Annotated in this window: 23 protein-coding genes; 13 read left to right on the forward strand and 10 right to left on the reverse strand. The window is 65.3% G+C overall.

The window, feature by feature from the left end; translation table 11 throughout:
- The first annotated feature begins 148 nt into the window (after nt 1–148).
- From A9K71_RS05705 to A9K71_RS05720, 4 genes are all read left to right on the forward strand, one after another.
- Complete coding sequence (locus A9K71_RS05705) at nt 149–646, forward strand: prolyl-tRNA synthetase associated domain-containing protein (RefSeq protein ID WP_066991899.1); 498 nt, start codon at nt 149–151, stop codon at nt 644–646.
- 86 nt (nt 647–732) lie between these two features.
- Entirely contained in the window at nt 733–1,728 is a 996-nt protein-coding gene (gene trxA / locus A9K71_RS05710) for a thioredoxin (RefSeq protein ID WP_066991902.1), read from the forward strand.
- Between the two features lie 195 nt (nt 1,729–1,923).
- Nucleotides 1,924–2,595 (forward strand): LON peptidase substrate-binding domain-containing protein, encoded by a 672-nt coding sequence (locus A9K71_RS05715; protein WP_066991606.1) that lies wholly within the window; start codon nt 1,924–1,926, stop codon nt 2,593–2,595.
- A 78-nt stretch (nt 2,596–2,673) separates the two neighbouring features.
- Nucleotides 2,674–2,919: a Trm112 family protein gene (locus A9K71_RS05720; RefSeq protein WP_066991609.1), complete on the forward strand. Its 246-nt coding sequence runs from the start codon at nt 2,674–2,676 to the stop codon at nt 2,917–2,919.
- 24 nt (nt 2,920–2,943) lie between these two features.
- Here A9K71_RS05720 and A9K71_RS05725 read toward each other — a convergent pair whose 3' ends face one another.
- From A9K71_RS05725 to A9K71_RS32390, 3 genes are read right to left on the reverse strand one after another with little or no spacing between them, the layout of a single operon-like run.
- The gene (locus A9K71_RS05725; RefSeq protein ID WP_066991610.1) at nt 2,944–6,279 is read right to left on the reverse strand and encodes an error-prone DNA polymerase; all 3,336 of its coding nucleotides are present in this window, start codon (nt 6,277–6,279) and stop codon (nt 2,944–2,946) included.
- Nucleotides 6,276–7,751, reverse strand: coding sequence for a DUF6504 family protein (locus tag A9K71_RS05730; RefSeq protein WP_066991613.1), 1,476 nt, complete (start codon nt 7,749–7,751; stop codon nt 6,276–6,278). Before A9K71_RS05730 ends, A9K71_RS05725 begins: the two co-directional genes overlap by 4 nt.
- Nucleotides 7,693–8,793 carry a hypothetical protein gene (locus A9K71_RS32390; RefSeq protein ID WP_066991905.1) on the reverse strand — a complete coding sequence of 367 codons (1,101 nt, stop codon included), beginning with the start codon at nt 8,791–8,793 and terminating at the stop codon, nt 7,693–7,695. Before A9K71_RS32390 ends, A9K71_RS05730 begins: the two co-directional genes overlap by 59 nt.
- Before the next feature lie 183 nt (nt 8,794–8,976).
- Between A9K71_RS32390 and A9K71_RS05740 the strand changes: the two genes are divergently transcribed.
- Nucleotides 8,977–9,414 carry a metallopeptidase family protein gene (locus A9K71_RS05740; protein WP_066991616.1) on the forward strand — a complete coding sequence of 146 codons (438 nt, stop codon included), beginning with the start codon at nt 8,977–8,979 and terminating at the stop codon, nt 9,412–9,414.
- A gap of 25 nt (nt 9,415–9,439) precedes the next feature.
- Here the strand turns inward: A9K71_RS05740 and A9K71_RS05745 are convergent, their stop codons facing one another.
- Entirely contained in the window at nt 9,440–9,646 is a 207-nt protein-coding gene (locus tag A9K71_RS05745) for a DUF1737 domain-containing protein (protein WP_066991619.1), read from the reverse strand.
- 56 nt (nt 9,647–9,702) lie between these two features.
- Complete coding sequence (locus tag A9K71_RS05750) at nt 9,703–10,584, reverse strand: CoA ester lyase (protein ID WP_066991907.1); 882 nt, start codon at nt 10,582–10,584, stop codon at nt 9,703–9,705.
- A 532-nt stretch (nt 10,585–11,116) separates the two neighbouring features.
- On the opposite strand from A9K71_RS05750, the gene A9K71_RS05755 reads away from it, so the two are divergent.
- From A9K71_RS05755 to A9K71_RS05765, 3 genes are read left to right on the forward strand one after another with little or no spacing between them, the layout of a single operon-like run.
- A complete protein-coding gene (locus tag A9K71_RS05755; RefSeq protein WP_066991622.1) occupies nt 11,117–11,815 on the forward strand; it encodes a response regulator transcription factor in 699 nt (232 codons plus the stop codon).
- Complete coding sequence (locus A9K71_RS05760) at nt 11,803–13,374, forward strand: HAMP domain-containing sensor histidine kinase (protein WP_066991625.1); 1,572 nt, start codon at nt 11,803–11,805, stop codon at nt 13,372–13,374. Before A9K71_RS05755 ends, A9K71_RS05760 begins: the two co-directional genes overlap by 13 nt.
- Before the next feature lie 23 nt (nt 13,375–13,397).
- The gene (locus A9K71_RS05765; protein WP_066991910.1) at nt 13,398–14,564 is read left to right on the forward strand and encodes an FAD-binding oxidoreductase; all 1,167 of its coding nucleotides are present in this window, start codon (nt 13,398–13,400) and stop codon (nt 14,562–14,564) included.
- Here the strand turns inward: A9K71_RS05765 and A9K71_RS29915 are convergent.
- The 5 genes from A9K71_RS29915 to A9K71_RS05790 all read right to left on the reverse strand — a co-directional run bounded on the left by A9K71_RS29915 (nt 14,483) and on the right by A9K71_RS05790 (nt 17,125).
- A complete protein-coding gene (locus A9K71_RS29915) occupies nt 14,483–15,292 on the reverse strand; it encodes a DUF72 domain-containing protein (protein ID WP_082980363.1) in 810 nt (269 codons plus the stop codon). The genes A9K71_RS05765 and A9K71_RS29915 overlap by 82 nt on opposite strands.
- 30 nt (nt 15,293–15,322) lie before the next feature.
- Nucleotides 15,323–15,823, reverse strand: a complete 501-nt coding sequence (locus A9K71_RS05775; RefSeq protein ID WP_066991630.1) for an SRPBCC domain-containing protein — start codon at nt 15,821–15,823, stop codon at nt 15,323–15,325.
- Between the two features lie 34 nt (nt 15,824–15,857).
- A complete protein-coding gene (locus A9K71_RS05780; RefSeq protein WP_066991633.1) occupies nt 15,858–16,307 on the reverse strand; it encodes an SRPBCC family protein in 450 nt (149 codons plus the stop codon).
- Nucleotides 16,304–16,624, reverse strand: a complete 321-nt coding sequence (locus A9K71_RS05785) for a metalloregulator ArsR/SmtB family transcription factor (protein WP_066991637.1) — start codon at nt 16,622–16,624, stop codon at nt 16,304–16,306. Before A9K71_RS05785 ends, A9K71_RS05780 begins: the two co-directional genes overlap by 4 nt.
- Nucleotides 16,625–16,699: 75 nt before the next feature.
- A complete protein-coding gene (locus A9K71_RS05790; protein WP_066991640.1) occupies nt 16,700–17,125 on the reverse strand; it encodes a GNAT family N-acetyltransferase in 426 nt (141 codons plus the stop codon).
- Between the two features lie 158 nt (nt 17,126–17,283).
- Here A9K71_RS05790 and leuD point away from each other — a divergent pair, with 158 nt between their 5' ends.
- The 5 genes from leuD (at nt 17,284) to leuB (ending at nt 21,076) form a co-directional block, all read left to right on the forward strand.
- Entirely contained in the window at nt 17,284–17,889 is a 606-nt protein-coding gene (gene leuD / locus A9K71_RS05795; RefSeq protein WP_066991643.1) for a 3-isopropylmalate dehydratase small subunit, read from the forward strand.
- A gap of 73 nt (nt 17,890–17,962) precedes the next feature.
- Nucleotides 17,963–18,907 carry a hypothetical protein gene (locus tag A9K71_RS05800; RefSeq protein WP_066991646.1) on the forward strand — a complete coding sequence of 315 codons (945 nt, stop codon included), beginning with the start codon at nt 17,963–17,965 and terminating at the stop codon, nt 18,905–18,907.
- A 127-nt stretch (nt 18,908–19,034) separates the two neighbouring features.
- A complete protein-coding gene (locus tag A9K71_RS05805) occupies nt 19,035–19,418 on the forward strand; it encodes a RidA family protein (RefSeq protein WP_066991649.1) in 384 nt (127 codons plus the stop codon).
- A gap of 62 nt (nt 19,419–19,480) precedes the next feature.
- Nucleotides 19,481–19,834, forward strand: a complete 354-nt coding sequence (locus A9K71_RS05810; protein WP_066991913.1) for a VOC family protein — start codon at nt 19,481–19,483, stop codon at nt 19,832–19,834.
- 138 nt (nt 19,835–19,972) lie between these two features.
- Complete coding sequence (leuB, locus tag A9K71_RS05815) at nt 19,973–21,076, forward strand: 3-isopropylmalate dehydrogenase (RefSeq protein ID WP_066991652.1); 1,104 nt, start codon at nt 19,973–19,975, stop codon at nt 21,074–21,076.
- Nucleotides 21,077–21,080 lie beyond the last annotated feature (4 nt).

Raw genomic sequence — 21,080 nt, forward strand, 5'->3', positions numbered from 1 at the left:
GGAAATGACGGTCTTTTTCGAGCTAGCTCTTCGTATGGCGAGGGGTGCGTTTCGACCCGGCGAATTCGGTTGGCTCAACCGGGCGATCTTGCCCCAAGGGCATCGTTGGCCGTAAACGGCACAAGCTTTCCAGATGATGCGAGGACCGATGCCGAAGACCGAAGCCGAGCTTTATGCCTTTCTTGCCGATCTCGGCATTTCCGTCTCGACGGTGCGCCACCCGCCCTTGTTCACGGTCGCCGATTCGCAGGCGCTGCGCGGAGAGATCCCGGGCGGCCACACCAAGAACCTCTTTCTCAAGGACAAGAAGGACAACTACTTTCTCGTCACCGTCGGCGAGGAGGCCGTGGTGGATCTCAAGCAGATCCACCATCTGATCGGCGCCGCCAGCCGCGTCTCCTTCGGCAAGCCGGAAATGCTGATGGAGCTGCTCGGCGTCATTCCCGGCGCGGTTACCATCTTCGGCCTGATCAACGACACGGCCGGGCGGATCAAGGTGGTTCTGGACCAGGAATTGATGAGCCACGAGGTCATCAACGGCCATCCGCTGACCAATGAGGCGACGACGGCCATCGCCGCTGCCGATCTCGTCAAATTCGTCGAGGCAACGGGCCACGATCCTGTTATCTTGAAAGTCTCGGGCTGATCGCCACATGGATGGCGAAACCGAAATCCGACAATAACGCGCCGCACTCCCGAAGCGGGCGACGACGCGACCGAAAGGGCGACGACATGAGTGACAACAATCCGTTCAGCGGCTCATTTGGCGGCAATGCCGGCCAGTACGCCCAATCCGTGCAATATGGCGGGGCGGACCGCGGCAAGGCCTCGCTCGGCGAGGCGCCTGCGGCCACGGATCTCGTCAAGGACACGACGACCGCGACGTTCGCGGCCGACGTCATCCAGGAATCGCGCCGCCAGCCGGTGCTGGTCGACTTCTGGGCGCCCTGGTGCGGCCCGTGCAAGCAGCTGACGCCGCAGCTCGAAAAGGCGGTCAAGGCTGCCGGCGGCAAGGTCAAGCTGGTCAAGATGAACATCGACGACCATCCCTCAGTCGCCGGCCAGCTCGGCATCCAGTCGATTCCCGCGGTCATCGCCTTCAAGGACGGCCAGCCGGTCGACGGCTTCATGGGCGCCATTCCGGAAAGCCAGATCACGCAGTTCATCCAGAAGGTCGGCGGCAAGGGCGGCGGCGGCGCGCCGCAGATCACCGAAGCGCTGGCCGCGGCCGCCGAGGCGCGCGAGGCAGGCGACACCCAGACCGCGGCCGACATCTATGATGCGATCCTCGAGCAGTTGCCCGAAACCATCGAGGCCATCGCCGGGCTCGGCGAGATCCTGTTCGAGGCCGGCGACAGCCAAGGCGCCGAGGCGGTGCTTGCCAAGGCGCCGGAGGACAAGAAGGACGCGCCGGCGCTTGCCGCGCTGCGCGCCAAGATGACGCTCGCGGCGGAAGCCGCCGCGCTCGGCAATCCGGCCGAGTTCGAACGCCGGCTCGCCGCCAACCCGAACGATCACCAGGCGCGGTTCGACCTGGCGATGGTGCAGAATGCGCGCGGCGAGCGGATGCAGGCCGCCGACAACCTGCTGGCGATCGTCAGGGCCGACCGGACGTGGAACGACGATGGCGCGCGTGCGCAGCTCTTGAAGTTCTTCGAGGCATGGGGGATGACCGACGAGGCGACGCTGTCGGCGCGGCGTAAGCTGTCGTCGCTGTTGTTCTCCTGAGCTTTTTGCCGGCTTTGCTGCCGGCCCCTTTTGCCAAGAGGGTCTTGCGCAAGGCGGCAACTGCGCCAGATAGGCGGCAGCGGCTTGCCCTGCCGGTTAAGGGTTTAAACAGGCTGGGTTGCGTAAGAGGAGATCGCAGAGTGATACGCTGCCCAGCGACGCTTTCGAGAGTTGAAGTGCAGGCGGAGGGTTGAGGTGCAGGTCGGAAACGCCCGCTACCGGCTCGCCAAGGATCTGCCGTCGAGGATCCCGGTGTTTCCGCTCGCCGGGGCGCTGCTGCTGCCCGGCGGCCGCATGCCGCTCAACATTTTCGAGCCGCGCTACCTGGAGATGGTCGATGAGGCGATGGCCGGGCCGCGGTTGATCGGCATGATCCAGCCCAGCCTCGACGGCGCGTTGCGCGACGACGGCGAGCCCGAGCTTTGCAGCGTCGGCTGTGCCGGGCGCATCATCTCGCTTGCCGAGACCGGCGACGGGCGCTACCTGATCTCGCTGCAAGGCGTCTGCCGCTTCCGCGTCACGGATGAGCTGGCGGTCAAGACGCCGTTCCGGCAATGCCGGATGGCGCCCTTCCTCGCCGATCTCGAGGAGGACCCGGCCGGTGCCGAGGTCGACCGCCCGGCCCTGCTCAAGGCGTTCCGCGCCTATCTGCAGGCCAACGACCTCGAAGCCGACTGGGAAAGCGTGAGCCGCGCCGAGAACGCCATGCTGGTCAACGCGCTGTCGATGATGGCGCCCTATGGGCCGGCCGAGAAGCAGGCCCTGCTCGAGGCGGCGGATCTGAAGACGCGCGCCGAGACGCTGATCGCCATCACCGAAATTACGCTGGCGCGCGAAGATGAGGATTTTGGCTCGAGCCTGCAGTAAACGTAATGATTCGGGTGAAATCGGCCTGACCTGAATCTCAACACTTAGGCCGGCGGCAGTTGGACATGGAAAAGCGCGATGGCGGCGGACGGACGTGACGGGCGCAAAGCCACGGTCGACCCGAAATTGCTGGAACTGCTCGCCTGCCCGCTGACCAAAGGACCGCTGACCTGGGACGCCGAGCGCAGCGAACTGATCTCGCGCGTGGCGAAGCTTGCCTATCCTGTGCGTGACGGCATCCCGATCATGCTGCCTTCGGAAGCGCGCACCATCTCGGCCGAGGACGCGCTCAAGCCGCCGCCCCGGCTCGGAGGGCCGTCGTGAATCGCGCCGGCGGGCCGGTTGCCGCTACTGGAAATTGCGCCCCTTGGGCATGACTTGTTGCGCCGCGCCCGACAGGGCGTCGACATCCTGCCGCTCCACCGGCAGGCTGCGGTTCGCGGAGCGCTCCGGTCCATTCGATGATCCGGCGGGCTGATGCTCGGTGGTGGGCGGCTCCTGCAGGAGGACGCTCAGCCAGGGCGTCAAATCCTCGATCCTGTCGGCGACGATGTGGATGACATCCGATTCCTGCTGCAGCTTGCCGGTGACGCGGATGAAGCGTGCGCCCATCACGATAGAGCGGAAGCGGTCGAAGACGCGCGGCCAGATGATGACATTGGCGATCGCCTTTTCGTCCTCCAGGGTTAGGAAGATCGCATTGCCCTTGCCGGGGCGCTGGCGCACCAGCACCAGGCCGGCGACGGTGACGCGGCGGCCGTCGCGCACCGACGGCAGGCGGACATTAGGGGTGATGCCGGCGCGGTCAAGCCGCTCGCGCAGGAAGGCGACGGGATGTTCCTTCAGCGACAGGCCGAGCGAGCGATAGTCGTGGACGACATGCTCGCCGAGCGGCATTTTCGGCAGCTTCGTCTCGGGCTCCAGCTCGCGCAGGCGGAGCGTGGGCTGGTCGAACAGCGGCAGTTTCTCGGCAGCGCTCCTGCCGTCCAGCGCGCGCACCTCCCAGAGCGCCGCGCGTCGGTCGAGGCCGAGCGAGCGGAAGGCGTCTGCCTGGGCCAGCCTTTCGATCTCGCCGACATCGAGGCCCGAACGCAGCCAGACATCCCTGACCGATCGATAGCCGTTGCCGCGCCGGGCGACGGCGGCCTCCATCCGTTCCTCCGAAAGCCCCTTGATCTGACGGAAGCCGAGCCGCACCGTATGAGCCGTCTCGATGACGCCGCGCATCGAGGCATGGCGTTCGAGGATGCGCGAAGGATCGAAACCGGACTCCTCCAGCGTGCAATCCCAGACGGAATGGTTGATATCGACCTCGCGCACCTCCACGCCATGGTCGCGCGCGTCGCGAACAAGCTGGGCCGGCTGATAGAACCCCATCGGCTGCGAGTTCAAAATCGCGGCGCAGAACACGTCGGGATAGAAGGTCTTGAACCAGCAGGAGGCATAGACCAGCAGCGCGAAGGAGGCGGCATGGCTTTCCGGAAAGCCATATTCGCCAAAGCCTTCGATCTGCTTGAAGCAACGCTCGGCGAATTCCTTTTGGTAGCCCTTGTCGACCATGCCGTCGATCATGCGCTGGCGGTAGTTGCCGATCGTGCCGGTGCGCTTGAAGGTGGCCATTGCGCGCCGCAGCTCATCGGCCTCGCCCGGCTGGAAGCCGCCGGCAACGATGGCGATCTTCATCGCCTGCTCCTGGAACAGCGGCACGCCCAGCGTCTTGCCGAGAATCTCCTTCAATTCCGGCTTCGGGTATTCGGCTTTCTCCTTGCCCTGCCGTCTACGCAGATAGGGGTGCACCATGTCGCCCTGGATCGGGCCGGGCCGCACGATCGCCACCTCGATGACGAGATCGTAGAATTCACGCGGTTGAAGCCGCGGCAGCATCGACATCTGGGCGCGCGATTCGATCTGGAAGACGCCCAGCGTGTCGGCCCGGCAGATCATGTCGTAGACGCGAGGGTCCTCCGGCGGCAGCGAGCTCAACTGATGCGGCCGGCCGTATTTGTCACGCGCCTGCGGATAATGATGCGTGAGCAAGGTCAGGGCTCGCTTCAGGCAGGTCAGCATGCCGAGCGCCAGCACATCCACCTTGAGGATCTTGACCGCGTCGAGATCGTCCTTGTCCCACTCGACCATCTTGCGCTCTTCCATCGCCGTCTTGACGATGGGCACGACCTCGTCGAGCCGGTCGCGGGTGATGACGAAGCCGCCGACATGCTGGGAGAGATGGCGGGGGAAGCCGATGATCTCGTTGGCGCGTTCCAGCACCTGCCGCGACAGCGGATCGGCGCGGTCGAGGCCGCCGGCATTGGCTTCCCTTTCGCCGAGCTCCGAGGTCGACCAGCCCCAGATGGTGCTCGACAGGGCGCTCCTGACGTCTTCGGACAAGCCCATGGCCTTCGCCACCTCGCGCAGGGCGGAGCGGCCGCGATAGCTGATGACGGCGGCGGCCAGCGCCGTGCGCTTGGCGCTGTATTTCTCGTAAATATAAGCGATGACCTCGTCGCGCCGTTCATGCTCGAAGTCGACGTCGATGTCGGGAGGCTCGTTACGTTTCTCGGAGATGAAGCGCTCGAAGAGGGCATCGATCCGGTCAGGGCCGACCTCGGTGATGCCGATGCAGAAGCAAATGACCGAATTGGCGGCCGAGCCGCGCCCCTGGCAAAGGATACCCTTGCTGCGGGCGAATTTCACGATGTCATAGACGGTCAGGAAATAGCGCGCATAGTTCAGCCGCTCGATCAGAGCGAGCTCGCTGCCGATGCGCCGCAGCACTTCTTCCGGGATTCCGGCCGGATAGCGCACGGCCGCTCCTTCCCGCGCTAGGCGTTCGAGCTCGGCCTGCGGTCCGAGGCCGGATTCCGTCGGCTCGTCCGGATAATTGTATTCGAGGTCGCTGAGCGAGAAGGTGAGCTCGTCGGCGAAGCGCAGCGTCTCCGCCAGCGCTTTAGGGTGTCGGCGGAAAAGCCGCGCCATCTCCAGCGGCGTCTTCAGATGACGCTCGGCATTTGCCGTCAGCTCCAGCCCGACCTCGGAAACCGGCGTGTTGAGGCGGATCGCGGTCAGCACGTCCTGCAGCGGGCGGCGGTCGGCGGCATGATAGAGCACGTCGTTGGTCGCCATCAGCGGGATGTGCAGATGGTGGGCCATCGCCGCCGCCTGCTCGATACGGAAGCGGTCGTTGCCGCCGTAATCAGGCGCCACGGCAAGCCGAAGCGCGGCGCCGAAACGATCCTTAAGCCGGCTAATGAGCGTCAGATTGTCTTCCGCGCCTCCCGACAGGTTGGGCAGGATGGCCAACGACATCAGATCGCCCCATTCGAGAAGGTCGCTGAGTTCGAGCAGCGTCGCGCCCTTCTCGTTCTCGTCGCGCAGATTGGCCTGCGTCAGCATGCGGCAGAGATGCCCCCAGCCCTTGCGGTCGCGGGGGTAAGCCACAATGTCCGGCGTGCCGTCGCAGAAAACCAGGCGGCAACCGGGATGATAGGCCAGCTTCTCGACCCTGGCCTGCTGCCAGGCCCGCACGACGCCGGCGACCGTGTTGCGGTCGGCAAGGCCGATCGAGGAAAAGCCGTAGAATTTCGCCGTGACCACCAGCTCCTCGGGCTTGGAGGCGCCGCGCAGGAAGGAAAAGTTCGACTGGATGCCGAACTCGGCATAGGGGATGGCGGTCAGCGCGTTCATGCGAAGACCCCGTGCATGAACCAGCGCGGCGCGGCATGCGAGGCGCTGCTGTAGAGGCCTTGGCGGTAGAGCCAGTAGCGGCGCCCCTCGCTGTCCTCGATGCGGTAATAGTCGCGTGTCGGCGCCTCTTCCTCACCGGGCAGCTGCCGCCACCATTCGGCGGCGATGCGCTCCGGCCCTTCGGCGCGGGCGACGCGATAAAGCGCGCGCCGCCAGCGGAAATTCATCGGCGGGCCCTCGGGGATCTCGGTCGCCGGCACCTCGATCGGCTCGGGCGAGCGGAACAGCCGTACCGGCCGCTCCGGCGGGAAGATGGTCATCGGCGGTGCTGTCCGGTCGGGCTTCGGCGGCCTGCGCCTTTGCGGCGCCTCCGCGAAAGGAACCGTGGTAACGGCGCGCTCCGGCAGGTGGCTATCGACGACGACCGGCTTCAGCACGGCGGCTTCGCCGAGGCGGGCACGCACGCGATCGGCGAATAAAGCGATGTCGGCGTTATCGTCGCTTGTCTCGCCGGCAAGGTCGCCCTGCAGCATGTCGAAGGCGGCGACCGAAAGCACCGACAGCCGCACGAGGTCGAAGCCGAAGCCGGCATCGATGGTCTGTTCCAGCGCGGTCAGCCGTTCGTGGAACAGTTTTCGGATCAGCTGCGGTTCGCGCATGGGGCGCGAGGTGCCGACCGCGATGCGGCTGACGAGGCCGTCGACACGAAAGAGGAGAAGGGCGAGCGCCCGCGCGCCTTCGCCGCGGCGCTCGAGGTCGGCCTTCAAGGCCACGGCAAGCCGACTCACCAGCCGCTCGATGTCGTCGGTGAGCACGATCGGCTCGGCAAGATGGCGCTCGACCGAGAGCGGCGCCACGGGAAGGCGCGGCGACACCGCCTCGTCGAGCCGGCCGAGCGCCTGGTCGAGGCGCAGAAGCAAGGTGGCGCCGAAGCGGCGGGCGAGCGGCGCGCGGGGTGCGGCCATCACCGCCCCCGCCGTGCGCAGGCCGACGCTTTCCAGGCTGGCGCGGGTTTCCGGCGCGATGCGCAGCGCCGAAAGCGGCAGGGGCGAAAGCAGCGCCGCCTCCTCGCCGCCGGCAACGATGCGGTCGCCGTGGAAGCGCGCCGCCGCCCAGGCGGCGCCCGGCGTCGAGGCGAGGCCGGCGCGAACATCGAAACCCTGCTGGAAGAAACGGGTGAGGATCTCGTCCTGCATGGCCCGCTCGCCACCAAACAGGTGCGTGCAGCCGGTGACGTCGAGAAACAGCCCGTCCTCGCCGTCGATCGCCACCAGCGGCGTGTAGCGGTCGCACCAGTCGGCGAGGCCTTCGAGCAGGCGGCGGTCGGCCTCCGGGTCGGCCTCCACCACATCGATCGACGGATGCATGGCGCGCGCGTCGGCAATGCCCATGCCGCGCTTCAGCTTCAGCGCCTCAGCCCGCTCGTCGAGGGCTGCGATGCGCTGGGCGTTGCTGTCCCGATGGCTGATCACAAGCGGTGGGCAAGATGGGGGCAGGTGATGCGAGGGCCGGGAACGCCAGGACCGCCCCAGACGCTGGCGCAGGATCCGCTCCGCGCAAAGATAGGGGAACCACAGCGACAGAATTCGTTGCCCGCTCTTCCTCGGGCCTTCTTTCGGCAAAAGCGTGCTCATCGGGGTTCCACTCCAGTGTGAATTGTCCGGGCAGGGCCGTGCGGCTCTTGCCGATATCGACGGTGAAGGCGGGGCGGCCGATCGAGCCGGCCAGCGCGCCGGCGAGCGTTTCGCGGCTCGCCGCGGGCGCTGCCGAAACAATGAGGCGCACGGGCGCCGCGGTGGGCTCGGCCTGGCCGGCCTGACGCAGCAAAAACACCGGCCGGCCGGCGCTCTGGGCGCGGGCGTGCAGCCGCCGCGTCGCGGTAAGGTCGAGAAGCCGCGGGCTGCCGCGGATCTCGAGGAGGACGGCGGCGAAGGCCGTCATGCGGGCGGCCTCCTCGGCGATCCACAGCGCGTCGACCAGTTTCGGCGCTTCGGAAAACAGCAATTGTTCGGGCTCGATGCCGAAGAAGGCGTGGAGGCCCCTGGCATAGGGAAAGCCGGCCTCGCGGAAAATCTCCGCCGTGCCGATCCAGAGGACCGGCAAGCCCTGCTTCTGTTTGAGGATCAGGCTGGCGAGCGACAGCGCAAAGCCGGCCACGGCGCCGGCATCGCGGGTCTCCAGCCCATGGATTTCACTGAGCGCCGCCTTGGGCACGCCGCCGCCGAGGGCGGTGTCGAGGCGTTCTATGCCGGTATGCAGGAAGGCATCCGGCGAGGCCACAGCTAGGCCGCGCCGGACGATAGTGATTTCGGGGGTGACGTCCGATCCCGCGGCATCGCCAGCTATTTGTTTTTTTGCAAGTCCGGACGGAAAACCGCTTCGCACTGTTCCTGGAATGGCTTTTGGCGCGCCGGAAGCCGGCGCTTCCAGGCGCTCGGGCAGCGTTCCCTCGATCTTCGCGATCTGTCGGCGCAGGGCAAAAACAGTTTCCCGCGCCACGGCGCTTATCGCCATGACGTTCACTTCCGGCAGCAGTTGTTCCTGTTATGTTCTTATAGATTCCAGAGGGGCCTGGAAGAGTCAAGCGGAGTCGCAAGGAATTTATTCCTTCGGCTTTCAGCTTCCAAGGCCCAGCCAGCCGGGCCCATTTGCCTCGACCGGCGCGAAAGCCTATATGCCGAGGTCAAAGGAAACCTCATGGCCCGCATCTACAAGACCCGCATCTGGCACGACCAACTCTCGCCATCGATGGATGAGATGGAACTTCTGGCGCTGGAGGCCTACGCCCATCTGCCGGAGGAGTTCCGCAAGCTCACCGGCGAGATCATCATCCAGATCGCCGATTTTCCGACCGACGAGATCATGGACGACCTGTCGCTGGAGACGCCCTTCGATCTGCTTGGCCTGTTCGAGGGGCGGGGCATCGCCGAGCGCTGGAACCCGCAGACCGGCGAGGGGCCGAACCGCATCACGCTCTACCGCCGCGCCATCCTCGACTATTGGGCCGAGAACGAGGAGACGCTGGGCGACATCGTCACCCACGTTCTGATCCACGAAATCGGCCACCATTTCGGCCTGTCGGACGACGACATGGAGCGGATCGAGGAAGCGGCGGAGCAGGCAGCGGCGGGGTGACGAATGAGAGGGCTGCCGCCCTTTCCTACCAATCGCTGAGCTTGGTGTCGGGCGTATATTCCTGGCCCTCGATATCCTTCACCACGGCCTGGCCGCAGCGCATCGACTTGGTCGTCTTGTCATAGGCATAGGTCGGCGAGCCGAACAGGTGCCAGCCTTTGTTCAGAGCCGAAGTCACCTTATGGCAGAAAGTGGAATCGTCCGGACCGGACAGAAAGCGGTAGAGTTTCATTTTCGACCCTGTCGTGACCAATGCTTGTCTATCTTTCCTGGAATCGCTCGAGCGCATCATGCGCCGATGATTGCGGCCTTCGCCAGAAGTTTCTCGGCTTCCGCCAGATGCAGCCGCTCGACCATGCGGCCGTCCAGCGCAATGACGCTTTTGCCTGCATTTTCGGGCCGTGAGAACGCCTCCCTGATCGCGCGCGCCCTGGCCAGCGCCTCCGGCGCCGGCGCAAAGGCGCGGTTCGCGGGCTCGATCTGGGCGGGGTGGATCAGCGATTTGCCGTCGAAACCCATGGCGGCCGCCTCGGCGCATTCCCGCGCCAGGGCGTACAGGTCGCGAAAGTCGTTGGCGACGCCGTCGATCACGTCGAGGCCGCCGGCGCGGGCGGCGAGCACAAGCTGCAGCAGCCAGGGCGTGAGATAGCGTCGGTCGGGCGTTGCCAGAATCCCGGTCGCTTTCACCAGATCGTTCGTTCCGGCAACGAAACAAGCCAGGCGAGACGCCTGATCGCGGCCAAGCTCGGCGATGGCGCCGACGTTGAGCAGGGCCTTGGGCGTCTCGATCATCGCCCAGAGTTTCACGGTATCTGGGGCGAAATTGTCGTCGAGCAGGTCGCCGGCCTCGAGGATGTCGCGCGGCGTGCCGATCTTGGGCAAAAGAATGCCGTCGGGCTCTGCCTTGGCGACGGTCAACAGGTCGTCGATGCCCCATTCACTGCCGAGCGGATTGATGCGCACCACCATCTCGCAGCGGCGCGCCGGCCGCGCGGCGAGGATGCCGGTCAGCTTGTCGCGGGCGGAAACCTTGTCGGCCAGTGCCACGCCATCCTCGAGGTCGAAGATGACGGTATCGCAGGCGAGCGAGGCGATCTTGGCCAGCGCCTTGTCGTTCGAAGCGGGCATATAGAGCACGGAGCGGCGCGGGCGGTAGGTGTCAGAGGTCATGGCCGATCTATGCAGGCTGGAGACGAGTGAGGCAAGGCGCGGCACCATAGAACTCATTTGCGTTCTGGCTAATTGTCGAAGCCGGCGATGGCAGCGCCCCTCTCCCCGTCACTATACGGGGAGAGGATGCCGGCAGGCAGGTGAGGGGCGGCGCCAGCCTGAAACGACTTTGCTCCTGCACGAAATCTGCAAATCCTTGCGGAAAACCTCCTCCAATCCGCCGCGCGCTTTCCGCAGCCGCCGGCGAAACAGGCGGCATGCGAACACATCACAGATCCCGCTGGTCCCTGCCCCGGCGCCTCCGCAACGAAGGCTGGTGGTTGGTCGAGCCGCAGAGGCCGCGCATAACGGCGGTCATGCTTCCTTTCATCCCAAGATCACGGCTGCGGCATGCCATGCGAGCGGCGGCGCTCGGGACGGTTCGGTCTTGACGCCAGCTTTCACGACTGGCGGCCTTTGCGCGCTCTCGACAAGCACGGCCCGCTTGCTAATCCTGTCATGACAAAACCGTATTCAGCGAGCTGCCGATTCCATGCCGCACAACATCCTCGTCGCCGACGACGATCCGCATATCCGCGAGATCATTTGCTTCGCGCTGGAAAAGGCCGGCATGAAGACGGCCGCCGTCGCTGACGGCGCCGCCGCGCTGCAAGCGGTCGAGCGCCGCGCGCCCGACCTCATCGTGCTGGACATCGGCATGCCGGAAATGGACGGGCTGGAGGTCTGCCGCAGGCTGCGGCAGCGCTCCGACGTGCCGGTGCTGTTCCTGTCGGCCCGCGATGAAGAAATCGACCGCATCCTCGGCCTTGAAATGGGCGGCGACGACTATGTGACGAAACCGTTCAGCCCACGCGAGCTGGTTGCCCGCGTCAACGTCATCCTGCGGCGGGCGCGCCCGGCGGTGGTGGAGGAAGACGCTGACGACCGTCGGTTCGCGCATGGCAAGCTGGTGCTGGTTCCGGCAAGCCATGCTGCGAGCTTTGAAGGCAAACCGCTCACCCTAACAGCGATCGAGTTCGCGATTCTGAAAGGTTTTCTTGGCCGCCCGCAGCATGTGCTTGGCCGCGATGCGGTGATGGCCAATGCTTACCAATCCAACATCCATGTCTCGGAACGCACCGTCGACAGCCATATCCGAAACATCCGCGCCAAGCTGGCGGCGGTCGGCTGTTCGGATGCGATCGCGACCGTGCATGGCGTCGGCTTCCGGCTCGGCCGATGCGGTGGCTGAGCAAGGAGAAATGGCGGCCCAGGCTCGCCAGCGTGGTCGTCGCCATCCTGATCGTGGTGATGGCGCTGCCGCTGGTCGGGCTGTTCTTCTTCCGTCTCTATGAAAACCAGCTGATCCGCCAGACCGAGGGCGAGCTCATCGCACAGGGCGCGGTGATTGCCGCCGTCTATGCCGATGCGGTGCGCGCGGCCGGCATTGCACCGGAACGGTTGGGAACGCCGATCTCGGCGGATCCGGCAAGGGACAATAATTACCCCTATCAGCCGATCGAGCCGCAGCTCGACCTTGCCTCCGACAATGTCATGCCGTCGCGGCCGGCGGCCGTTCCCGCCACCGCCGATCCGGACTTCGCGGCCATAGGCGCAAAGCTCGACGGCATTCTGGACGAGGCGCAGAAGACGACGCTTGCCGGCTTCCGGCTGCTCGATCCGCATGGCGTGGTGATTGCCGGCGGCGCTGAGGTCGGACAGTCGTTCGGTGAGGTCGAGGAGGTACGGCAGGCGCTCGCAGGCGTCTATGCAAGCGAGCTTCGCCTGCGGATCCCCGACCAGCCGCCGCCGCCGCTCTATTCGGTGAGCCGCGGCACCAAGGTGCGCGTCTTCGTCGCCTTGCCGGTCGAGCTCGACGGCAGGGTCGCCGGCGTGGTCTATATGTCGCGGACGCCGAACAACATCGTGAAACATCTCTATGGCGAGCGCGGCAAGGTCACGCTCGCGGCGATCGCGATTCTCGGCGGCACGCTGCTGATCGCGCTGGTGTTCATCCGCACCGTCAGCCGGCCGATCTATGCGCTGATCGAGCGCACCAAACGCATCGCCGCCGGCGACCGCGAGGCAATGCGGCCGCTCGCCCATCACGGCACGCGCGAGATGGCGGCGCTGTCGGCCGCCTTCCTCGACATGGCGCAAAAACTCCAGGCGCGCTCCGACAGCATCCAGACCTTCGCCACCCATGTCTCGCATGAACTGAAATCGCCGCTGACGGCGATACAGGGCGCGGCCGAGCTGCTCAGGGATTCCGGCGGGACGATGGACGAGGACGAGCGACGGCGTTTTTCCAACAACATCGTCACCGATGCCGGGCGGCTCAATCTCTTGGTGCGCCGGCTGCTCGAACTGGCGCGCGCGGAAAACCTGGCGCCGAGCGGCGAAAGCACGACAATCGGCGCGGCGCTGGCGCTGCTGCCGGTCGACGCCAGGCTGGAGGTACGCGTCGAATCGGGCAGCGATATCGGCCTCGGCATCTCGGGCGAGAATCTCGCGATCGTGCTCGCCAACCTCATCGACAATTCCGCACGGCACGGCGCGAAGCAGGTGACGGTCGGCGCCGAAAAGGCGGGCGAAAGGGTGGCTCTCCATGTCGGCGACGACGGCGGCGGCATTTCGGCGGCCAATCGCGCGAAAATCTTCGAGCCGTTCTTCACCACAAGGCGCGAGGCCGGCGGCACCGGCATGGGCCTCGGCATCCTGCTGGCCCTCCTGAAAGCGCATGATGGCACGATAACGCTGGTTGACTCCGAACGCGGCGCGCGCTTCGAGATCAATTTGCCGGTCGCGTGAGGACCGGTGAATCGGAGAACAAAGTGCGTTACGACATCGTCATCATCGGCGGCGCCATCGTCGGGTCCTCGGTCGCCTACTATCTGCGCGAAGAGGGTTTTACCGGTTCCATCGCGCTGATCGAGCGCGATCCGCAATTCTCGCAAGCGGCGACGACGCTGTCCCTGGCCTCGATCCGCCAGCAATTTTCCATTCCTGAAAACATCCGCCTGTCGCAATTCACGCTGAAGCTGTTCCGGCGGCTGAAAGAGACTTTCGGCGCCGATGCCGACATCGGCTTTCGCGAGGGCGGTTATCTGATCCTCGCCGGCGAGGCGGGGCTGCCGATCCTCAAGGCCAATCACGAGGCGCAGATCGCCGAGGGCGCCGATATCGTGCTGGAGGATGCAGGCCAGCTCGCCCGCCGCTTCTCCTGGCTTTCGACCGAAGGCATTTCCGCCGGCGCCTATGGCCGCGGCGGCGAGGGCTGCTTCGACGCGCATGCGCTGCTGATGCTGTTCCGCAAAGCGCTGCGCGAGAGGAGGATCGACTTCATCACCGCGTCGGCCACCGGTATCACGCGCCAGGGCAGTCGCGTCACCGGCGTCGCCCTCGACAATGGCGAGACGCTGGAAGCGGGCATCATCGTCAATGCCGCCGGCCCGAACGCCGGCAAGGTGGCGGCCCTTGCGGGGCTCGCGCTGCCGGTCGAGCCGCGCAAGCGCAACGTCTTCGTCTTCGAGGCGCGGGAAAAATATGCCGACATGCCGCTGCTGGTCGATCCCTCCGGCATCTATGTGCGGCCGGAAGGCTCGGTCTACCTCACCGGCGGCGCCGAGCCGGAGGAAGGCGACCATGCACCCGATCCCAACGATTTCGAGGTCGAGTGGCCGCTGTTCGAGGACGTGATCTGGCCGACTTTAGCCACCCGCGTCCCGGCCTTCGAGGCAATCAAGCCGACACGCGCCTGGGTCGGGCACTATGATTACAACACGCTCGACCAGAACGCGGTGATCGGGCCGCATCCGGAGGTGGAAAACTTCCTCTTCGCCAACGGCTTCTCCGGCCATGGCCTGCAGCAGGCGCCGGCGGTGGGCAAGGCGCTCTCGGAACTCATCGTGCATGGCGGCTATCGGACAATCGATTGCACGGCGTTCGGATATGAGCGCGTCGCGGCGGGGCGGGCGTTCAGGGAATTGAACGTCATCTGACGCATAATCGCATCGACCGACAAGGCGTTGCCAAGCGCATGCCCGCGCGCCGTGTTGTCGAAAATGCACCACACCTCGGTGGCTGAGGCGCCCGCGTCGGCGAGCTGGGCGCTGATCTCCAACAGTCGGCCGGCGTGGTAGTCCGAGAAATAGACATGCGGCGCGCCATGAAAGCGGAAATAGGCGAGCTCATGCCAGCCGCCGGGCGCGGAAGCGGCGGCAACTGGGGCGGGGTCGGCCGCCACGCGCCCGACACGGAGGCGGCTCAGCAAAGCATCCGCCCCCGGCTCGAACCAACTGGCGTGACGCGGTTCGCAGACCAAGCGGCAGTCGGTCTTGTCGTGCAACAAGGCGAAGAACTTTTTGGCTATCTGCCTGTCGAACTGCAGACTGGGCGGCAGCTGGACCAAGAGGGCGGACAGCCTTTCACCGAGACCTCCGACCTCACCCATGAAAGCATCCAGAAGATCATGGCAATCTACCAGGCGGCGCTCATGGGTCGCGGCTTTGGGGATTTTGACAGAGAACCGAAAACGATCCGGGACCGAGCACGCCCAGCGCTCATAGGTTTCGCGCTGATGCGGTTTGTAGAAGGAGGAGTTGATCTCCACGACAGGAAGACGCGAAGCGTAACGCTCCAATTGCGAGCCCGTCGCCGGAACAGAGGACCTGTGCGCTGCCGGTATGGTCCATCCGGCTGTTCCGATAAAATATTTGCTTTCGGCCATGTCGACAATCTGGACAGGCGCGCCTGCAGGTCAAGGCGGGGCTCGGGCGGCGAGGCGGCAGCCCAGATGTGCCTGTAGCCAGCCGAGCACGCGCGCCCAGCCTTCGGCGTGCTCCGCCGCGGCGTCCGGGAAGCCGGCGAAGCCGCCATGGCACACGGTGAGCCGCGTGCCGGCAGAGGTCAGTTCCAGCAGATAGGCAACCGTCGTTTCGTGACGGCCGAGCGTCGGGTGATCCCAATCGTAGCGCCTCGTCTGCACGACCCTGCGCCCCGTCTCGATCTCGAGGAAGCTGCCGCTGGCGGGCAGGGTCCTGCCGTCGGCCGTCCTCACGATGACGCGCCACGATCCACCGACGCGCAGATCGGCGGCCCAGCCGATCATCCGGTAGGTCTCGGCCGACCCCCACCAGCGCTCGACGTCGCTGGTAAGAAGCGCGGTGACGACTTGTTGCGGCGAAGCGGGAAGTTCCGCCGAAGCCATGACCGTCTCGGTGTTCGCCATGGCGCGCGGCCAGCCATGCGGCAGTATCATTGCCAACCTCCTCCGCGGCCGTTCAATACCTGGTTCAGACCTTCGATGGCGGGCGCTCGAAACCCTTGCCGGTCTCCAGCAGGCTCTTGAGGCTCGCCAGCACCAGCGGCCAGCCCTTGGACACGTTCGGAATCAGCCGGTGCGGGCCGTCGGCCTCGTGGGTGACGGCAAGCTTCATCAGCTCGCCGTCCTTTTCGATGGTGAAGGTACAGCGCGTGTAGCCGTCTTCCTTCACTTCGGGCAGCCATTCGTTGCGCCATTTGATGACCAGACGCCGGGGCGGATCGATCTCGAGGATCTCGCCAGAGTCGGCCACGCGGCCGTCCGGGAAGATCAGCTTCCAGCTCGAACCCACCTTCCAGTCGCTCTCCTGGTAGGAGCAGAGGAAGAACTGCCGGTTGAACTCCGGATCGGTCAGCGCCGTCCAAAGCTTTTCGGGCGTGGTGCGGATGTAGGTGACGTAGACGAAAGTGTTGTCGCTCACGGCTCTTCCCTTTCAAGTCGTTTCTTCAGGTCGCTCAAGGCATCCAGCCGATGGCGCTCGAATTTGCCGATCCAGCGCTCGGCGATCTCGTTGATCGGAACGGGGTTGAGGTAATGCTCCTTCTCGCGGCCACGGCGAACGGTGGCGACGAGGTTCGCCTCCTCGAGAATTGCCAGGTGCTTGGTCACCGCCTGGCGCGTCATGTCCATCCGCTCGCAGAGCGCGTTCAGCGTCTGTCCGTTCCTGGCATAGAGGCTGTCCAGCAATTGGCGGCGGGTCGGGTCGGCCAAAGCGCGAAAGACGGCATCCATGGTCATGGCCTTAATATGCAACCATTTGGTTGCATGTCAAGCGTCGCGACAGATCGACCGATCACTTGCCAGTGAATGGCATCAGCGCTTGCGGGAGAACCAGAAGGCGTCGGGCATGCGTTTCATGCCGATGCGCTCGTAGAAGCCGACCGCGTCAGGCATCGAGATCAGGCTGATGGCGACGGACGTGCCGAGCTGGCGGCGTGCCTCGTCCATCAGGCCTTTGCCGATGCCGAGCCCTTGCGCCGAAGCCGATACGGCGAGCTCGGAGATGTAGCACACCCAGGAGAAGTCCGTGACGCCGCGCGCGACGCCGACAAGCGGACTGCCGTCGACATCGAGTCGTGCCGTCAGCACCAGATTGGCATTGCCGAGCATTGCCTTCAGCCGAGCTTCGTCGTCGACCGGCCGTGTTTCGCCGAGGCCGGATTCCACCAGCACGCGGCGGAATTCGCCGACATCGAGCGTGGGTTCGCTTGCGTAAAGGACCTTCGAAGTCGGCGCCATGCGGCCAAGGTGCCCGATCGGCCGGGATTTTGAAAGCAGCCGATCCCGATCTTGTGTTCGATCGCCCAAGCCACGCGACAACAGTTGCCTTTCATTTGCCGCCGGCTTTGTGTAAAGCGTGCGCAAAATTCCCCGCGGAGAGAAGACGGGTAAGGACCATGGACAAATTCACCAAGCTCACCGGCGTCGCGGCGCCCATGCCGATCGTCAACGTCGATACCGACATGATCATCCCGAAGGATTATCTGAAGACGATCAAGCGGACCGGGCTTGGCACCGGCCTGTTCGCCGAGATGCGCTACAAGGACGACGGCTCGGAGAACCCGGATTTCGTGCTCAACAAGCCGGCCTATCGCAAGGCGCAAATCCTGGTCGCCGGCGACAATTTCGGCTGCGGCTCGAGCCGCGAGCACGCGCCCTGGGCGCTGCTCGATTTCGGCATTCGCTGCGTCATCTCGACGTCGTTCGCCGATATTTTCTACAACAACTGCTTCAAGAACGGCATCCTGCCGATCACGGTCAGCCCGGAAGACCTGGACAAGCTGATGGACGACGCCTCGCGCGGTTCCAACGCCACGCTGTCAATCGACCTCGAAGCCAAGGAGATCCGCGGCCCGGATGGCGGCGTGGTCAAGTTCGATCTCGACGACTTCAAGCGCCATTGCCTCTTGAACGGCCTCGACGACATCGGACTGACCATGGAGAAGGCCGGCGCTATCGCGTCCTTCGAGAAGAAGAACGCCGAGCTGCGCCCCTGGGCCTGAACGGCTGAAGCACGGTGATAGATAGCCCGGCTGCAAGCGGCCGGGTTCGTGGTGGCTGAACGGAGGGACAGTCATGACACGCCCGCTTCTGGCCGGCGCCTGCGCCTTGGCGGCGATCCTTCTGGCGGTGTCCGGGGCGACGGCGCAGAGCCAGACGGCGCCGCAGGCGCCCGCGCCTTCCGACCAGCCCGCCGCCGATCAAGGGGCGGCCGATCAAGGCGCATCGAGCACTTCCGACGCCGCTCCCGCCGACGCTGACAAACAGGCGCCGATCCCGTTCGAGGACGGCCAGCTCACCATCACGCAGCCGGAGCAGGACGGCGAGAAGGTGCTGGCCTATGACGGCAAGCAGCTGGCCAGCAACTACGACGTCTCCTTCGACAGGATCGTCAAGATCGGCGACATCAACGTGGCGCTGGTCGATGTCGGCGACGGCGGCAACCAGTGCGGCCCGGCCAAGGTCATCGTCTGGAAACCGAAGGACGGCGAGATCCGGACCACGACGGTCGAGCAGGACGAATGCGGCGCGCCGCCGGCCGCGGTTTCCGACGACGCCATCTATTTTGTGCCTTTCTTGCTGCCCGGAGCAACCAAGCCGGCCTTGCAATGGTCGCCGACCGAAGGGCTGACGACCTCCGGAAACCTGACCTACACGCCGGAACCCGGCACCGACTGGAAGGACGTCGATTCGTCGAAATACGACAACATCATCGACGCGTTCCACAACGAAGCGGTTTACAAGGCGGCGCAGGCGCTGCTGGGCGACGATATGCCCGACATGGCGACCAGCCTGCTGGTCGGCGGCGGCACCGAAAAGACCGCTTCCGGCGCCTTCTATGCCACCGGCTGCGTGCCGCATGACTGCGGCGGCAATGACGGCTTCATGGCGGTCGACCCGGTCGAGCACAAGGTCTATTTCGCCCGCCGCGGCCAAAATGGCGAGCCGGATGCCTGGCCGCCGGTAAAGGACTGGCCGGCGGATATCAAGAAGGCCTATGACGACACGCAGGGGAATTAGCCCGAGCGTCAATTGCCAGGTTGCGTCCTTCGCGCCTCCCCTCTGTCCCGCCAGCATCGCGTTGTCTGGCTCACGACTGGGCTGTGGATGCGTTTCAGAATTACCGAACAAATCCTGCGAGGCCCCCATGCGCAAGCTGATCTCCACCGGTTCCCCCTTCGAGAAAACCGCCGGCTATTCGCGCGCGGTGGTGCAGGGCGACTGGTGTTTCGTCTCCGGAACGACCGGCTACGACTATGCCACGATGACGATGCCCGACACGGTCGAGGCGCAGACGCACAATTGTCTTGCCACCATCGCCAAGGCCCTTGCCGACGGCGGCTTCGACATGGCCGATGTGGTGCGGGCGCATTACTATATTACCGACCAGGCCTATGTTGACGTGGTCTTCCCGATCCTCGGCGAGGCGTTCGGGGACATCCGCCCGGCGGCGACGATGATCGTCTGCCAGCTCAACAAGCCGGAGATGAAGATCGAGATCGAGGTGACGGCGCTCAGGCGCACTGTCTGATGCCTGTCGCCCAGGCTGCGAAGCGGCTGGGCACAACGACGGCGTGGAGCGAGGAGCGGCCCATGGTCAAGGTCAGACGCATCGTCGCGAATATCGAAACGCCCGACATTGCGGCGGCAAAGCGCTTCTATCAGGGCGTGCTTGGCCTCGATCAGCTCATGGATATGGGCTGGATCGCCACGTACGGCTCCCAGCAGACCATGGCCGTCCAGATCAGCTTCATGTCGCAAGGCGGCTCGGGCACGCCGGTGCCGGACCTCTCGATCGAGGTCGACGATGTCGATGATGCGCTGGACCGCATGCGCAAGGCTGGCTTTGCCGTCGAATACGGCCCGGCCGACGAGCCCTGGGGCGTGCGGCGCTTCTATGTGCGCGATCCGTTCGGGCGGCTGGTGAATATCCTGTCGCATCGGTGATGGCGCGCCTACCGGCCTCTTGCGAGATGCTGGCAGGGCAGAGGGGGTGTGAAGGATCTCGAGGCTCGTCCCCTTGCGCACAGCCCGCCCGGCGTTTAGCAAGGCCGCGGTTCAATTCTCTCCCCAGGACGGTTCTCCATGGCTTCGAAAAATCTCTTCCTGCTCGCCGGCGACGGCATCGGCCCCGAGGCCATGGCCGAAGTGAAGAAGTTGATCGCGGCCATGAACGCGAAGCTCGGCAGCGGCTTTGCCACCGACGAGGGGCTGGTCGGCGGATGCGCTTACGACGCGCATGGCGCGGCGATCTCCGATGCCGACATGGAAAAGGCGATGGTGGCGGATGCCGTGCTGTTCGGCGCCGTCGGCGGGCCGAAATGGGACAAGGTGCCCTACGAGGTGCGCCCCGAGGCCGGCCTGCTGCGCCTGCGCAAGGACATGGAGCTGTTCGCCAACCTGCGTCCGGCGATCTGCTATCCGGCTTTGGCCGCCTCCTCCTCGCTCAAGCAGGAGGTGGTCGAGGGCCTCGACATCTTGATCGTGCGCGAGCTGACCGGCGGCGTCTATTTCGGCGAGCCGAAGCAGATCATCGACCTCGGCAACGGCCAGAAGCGCGGCATCGACACCCAGGTCTACGACACGTTCGAGATCGAGCGTATCTCCGGCGTCGCTTTCGAGCTGGCACGCACGCGCAAGAACCATGTCACCTCGATGGAAAAGCGCAACGTCATGAAGTCGGGCGTGCTGTGGAGCGAGGTGGTCACCCAGACGCATCAGGCGAAATATGCCGACGTCAAGCTCGACCACATGCTGGCCGATGCCGGCGGCATGCAGCTGGTGCGCTGGCCAAAACAGTTCGACGTCATCGTCACCGACAATCTGTTCGGCGACATGCTCTCGGACATCGCCGCCATGCTCACCGGCTCGATCGGCATGCTGCCGTCGGCCTCGCTCGGCGCGCCGGACGTCAAGACCAAGCAGCGCAAGGCGCTCTACGAGCCGGTGCACGGCTCGGCGCCCGACATCGCCGGCAAGGGCGTCGCCAATCCGATCGCCATGATCGCCTCCTTCGCCATGTGCCTGCGCTATTCCTTCGGCATGACGGTGGAAGCCGACAAGCTCGAAGCGGCGATCGCCGCCGTGCTCGACGACGGCCTGCGCACCAAGGACATCATGTCCGAGGGCATGACCGAGGTCGGCACCACCGAAATGGGCGATGCCATCATCGCCAAGTTCCTGGGCTGATCCC

It is taken from the genome of Mesorhizobium sp. WSM3873, from assembly GCF_001672445.1.
Taxonomy (GTDB): domain Bacteria; phylum Pseudomonadota; class Alphaproteobacteria; order Rhizobiales; family Rhizobiaceae; genus Mesorhizobium.

What these genes read in the sequence shown, in the direction of transcription:
- A9K71_RS05705 (WP_066991899.1), top strand. Translation starts at nt 149, where the DNA reads ATGCCGAAGACCGAAGCCGAGCTTTATGCCTTTCTTGCCGATCTCGGC.
- A9K71_RS05740 (WP_066991616.1), top strand. Translation starts at nt 8,977, where the DNA reads ATGGCCCGCATCTACAAGACCCGCATCTGGCACGACCAACTCTCGCCA.
- A9K71_RS05800 (WP_066991646.1), top strand. Translation starts at nt 17,963, where the DNA reads ATGACACGCCCGCTTCTGGCCGGCGCCTGCGCCTTGGCGGCGATCCTT.
- leuB (WP_066991652.1), top strand. Translation starts at nt 19,973, where the DNA reads ATGGCTTCGAAAAATCTCTTCCTGCTCGCCGGCGACGGCATCGGCCCC.
- A9K71_RS32390 (WP_066991905.1), bottom strand. Translation starts at nt 8,793, where the DNA reads ATGGCGATAAGCGCCGTGGCGCGGGAAACTGTTTTTGCCCTGCGCCGA.
- leuD (WP_066991643.1), top strand. Translation starts at nt 17,284, where the DNA reads ATGGACAAATTCACCAAGCTCACCGGCGTCGCGGCGCCCATGCCGATC.
- A9K71_RS05725 (WP_066991610.1), bottom strand. Translation starts at nt 6,279, where the DNA reads ATGAACGCGCTGACCGCCATCCCCTATGCCGAGTTCGGCATCCAGTCG.
- A9K71_RS05745 (WP_066991619.1), bottom strand. Translation starts at nt 9,646, where the DNA reads ATGAAACTCTACCGCTTTCTGTCCGGTCCGGACGATTCCACTTTCTGC.
- A9K71_RS05775 (WP_066991630.1), bottom strand. Translation starts at nt 15,823, where the DNA reads ATGATACTGCCGCATGGCTGGCCGCGCGCCATGGCGAACACCGAGACG.
- A9K71_RS05790 (WP_066991640.1), bottom strand. Translation starts at nt 17,125, where the DNA reads ATGGCGCCGACTTCGAAGGTCCTTTACGCAAGCGAACCCACGCTCGAT.
- A9K71_RS05760 (WP_066991625.1), top strand. Translation starts at nt 11,803, where the DNA reads ATGCGGTGGCTGAGCAAGGAGAAATGGCGGCCCAGGCTCGCCAGCGTG.
- A9K71_RS29915 (WP_082980363.1), bottom strand. Translation starts at nt 15,292, where the DNA reads ATGGCCGAAAGCAAATATTTTATCGGAACAGCCGGATGGACCATACCG.
- A9K71_RS05755 (WP_066991622.1), top strand. Translation starts at nt 11,117, where the DNA reads ATGCCGCACAACATCCTCGTCGCCGACGACGATCCGCATATCCGCGAG.
- A9K71_RS05785 (WP_066991637.1), bottom strand. Translation starts at nt 16,624, where the DNA reads ATGACCATGGATGCCGTCTTTCGCGCTTTGGCCGACCCGACCCGCCGC.
- trxA (WP_066991902.1), top strand. Translation starts at nt 733, where the DNA reads ATGAGTGACAACAATCCGTTCAGCGGCTCATTTGGCGGCAATGCCGGC.
- A9K71_RS05750 (WP_066991907.1), bottom strand. Translation starts at nt 10,584, where the DNA reads ATGACCTCTGACACCTACCGCCCGCGCCGCTCCGTGCTCTATATGCCC.
- A9K71_RS05720 (WP_066991609.1), top strand. Translation starts at nt 2,674, where the DNA reads ATGGCGGCGGACGGACGTGACGGGCGCAAAGCCACGGTCGACCCGAAA.
- A9K71_RS05810 (WP_066991913.1), top strand. Translation starts at nt 19,481, where the DNA reads ATGGTCAAGGTCAGACGCATCGTCGCGAATATCGAAACGCCCGACATT.
- A9K71_RS05805 (WP_066991649.1), top strand. Translation starts at nt 19,035, where the DNA reads ATGCGCAAGCTGATCTCCACCGGTTCCCCCTTCGAGAAAACCGCCGGC.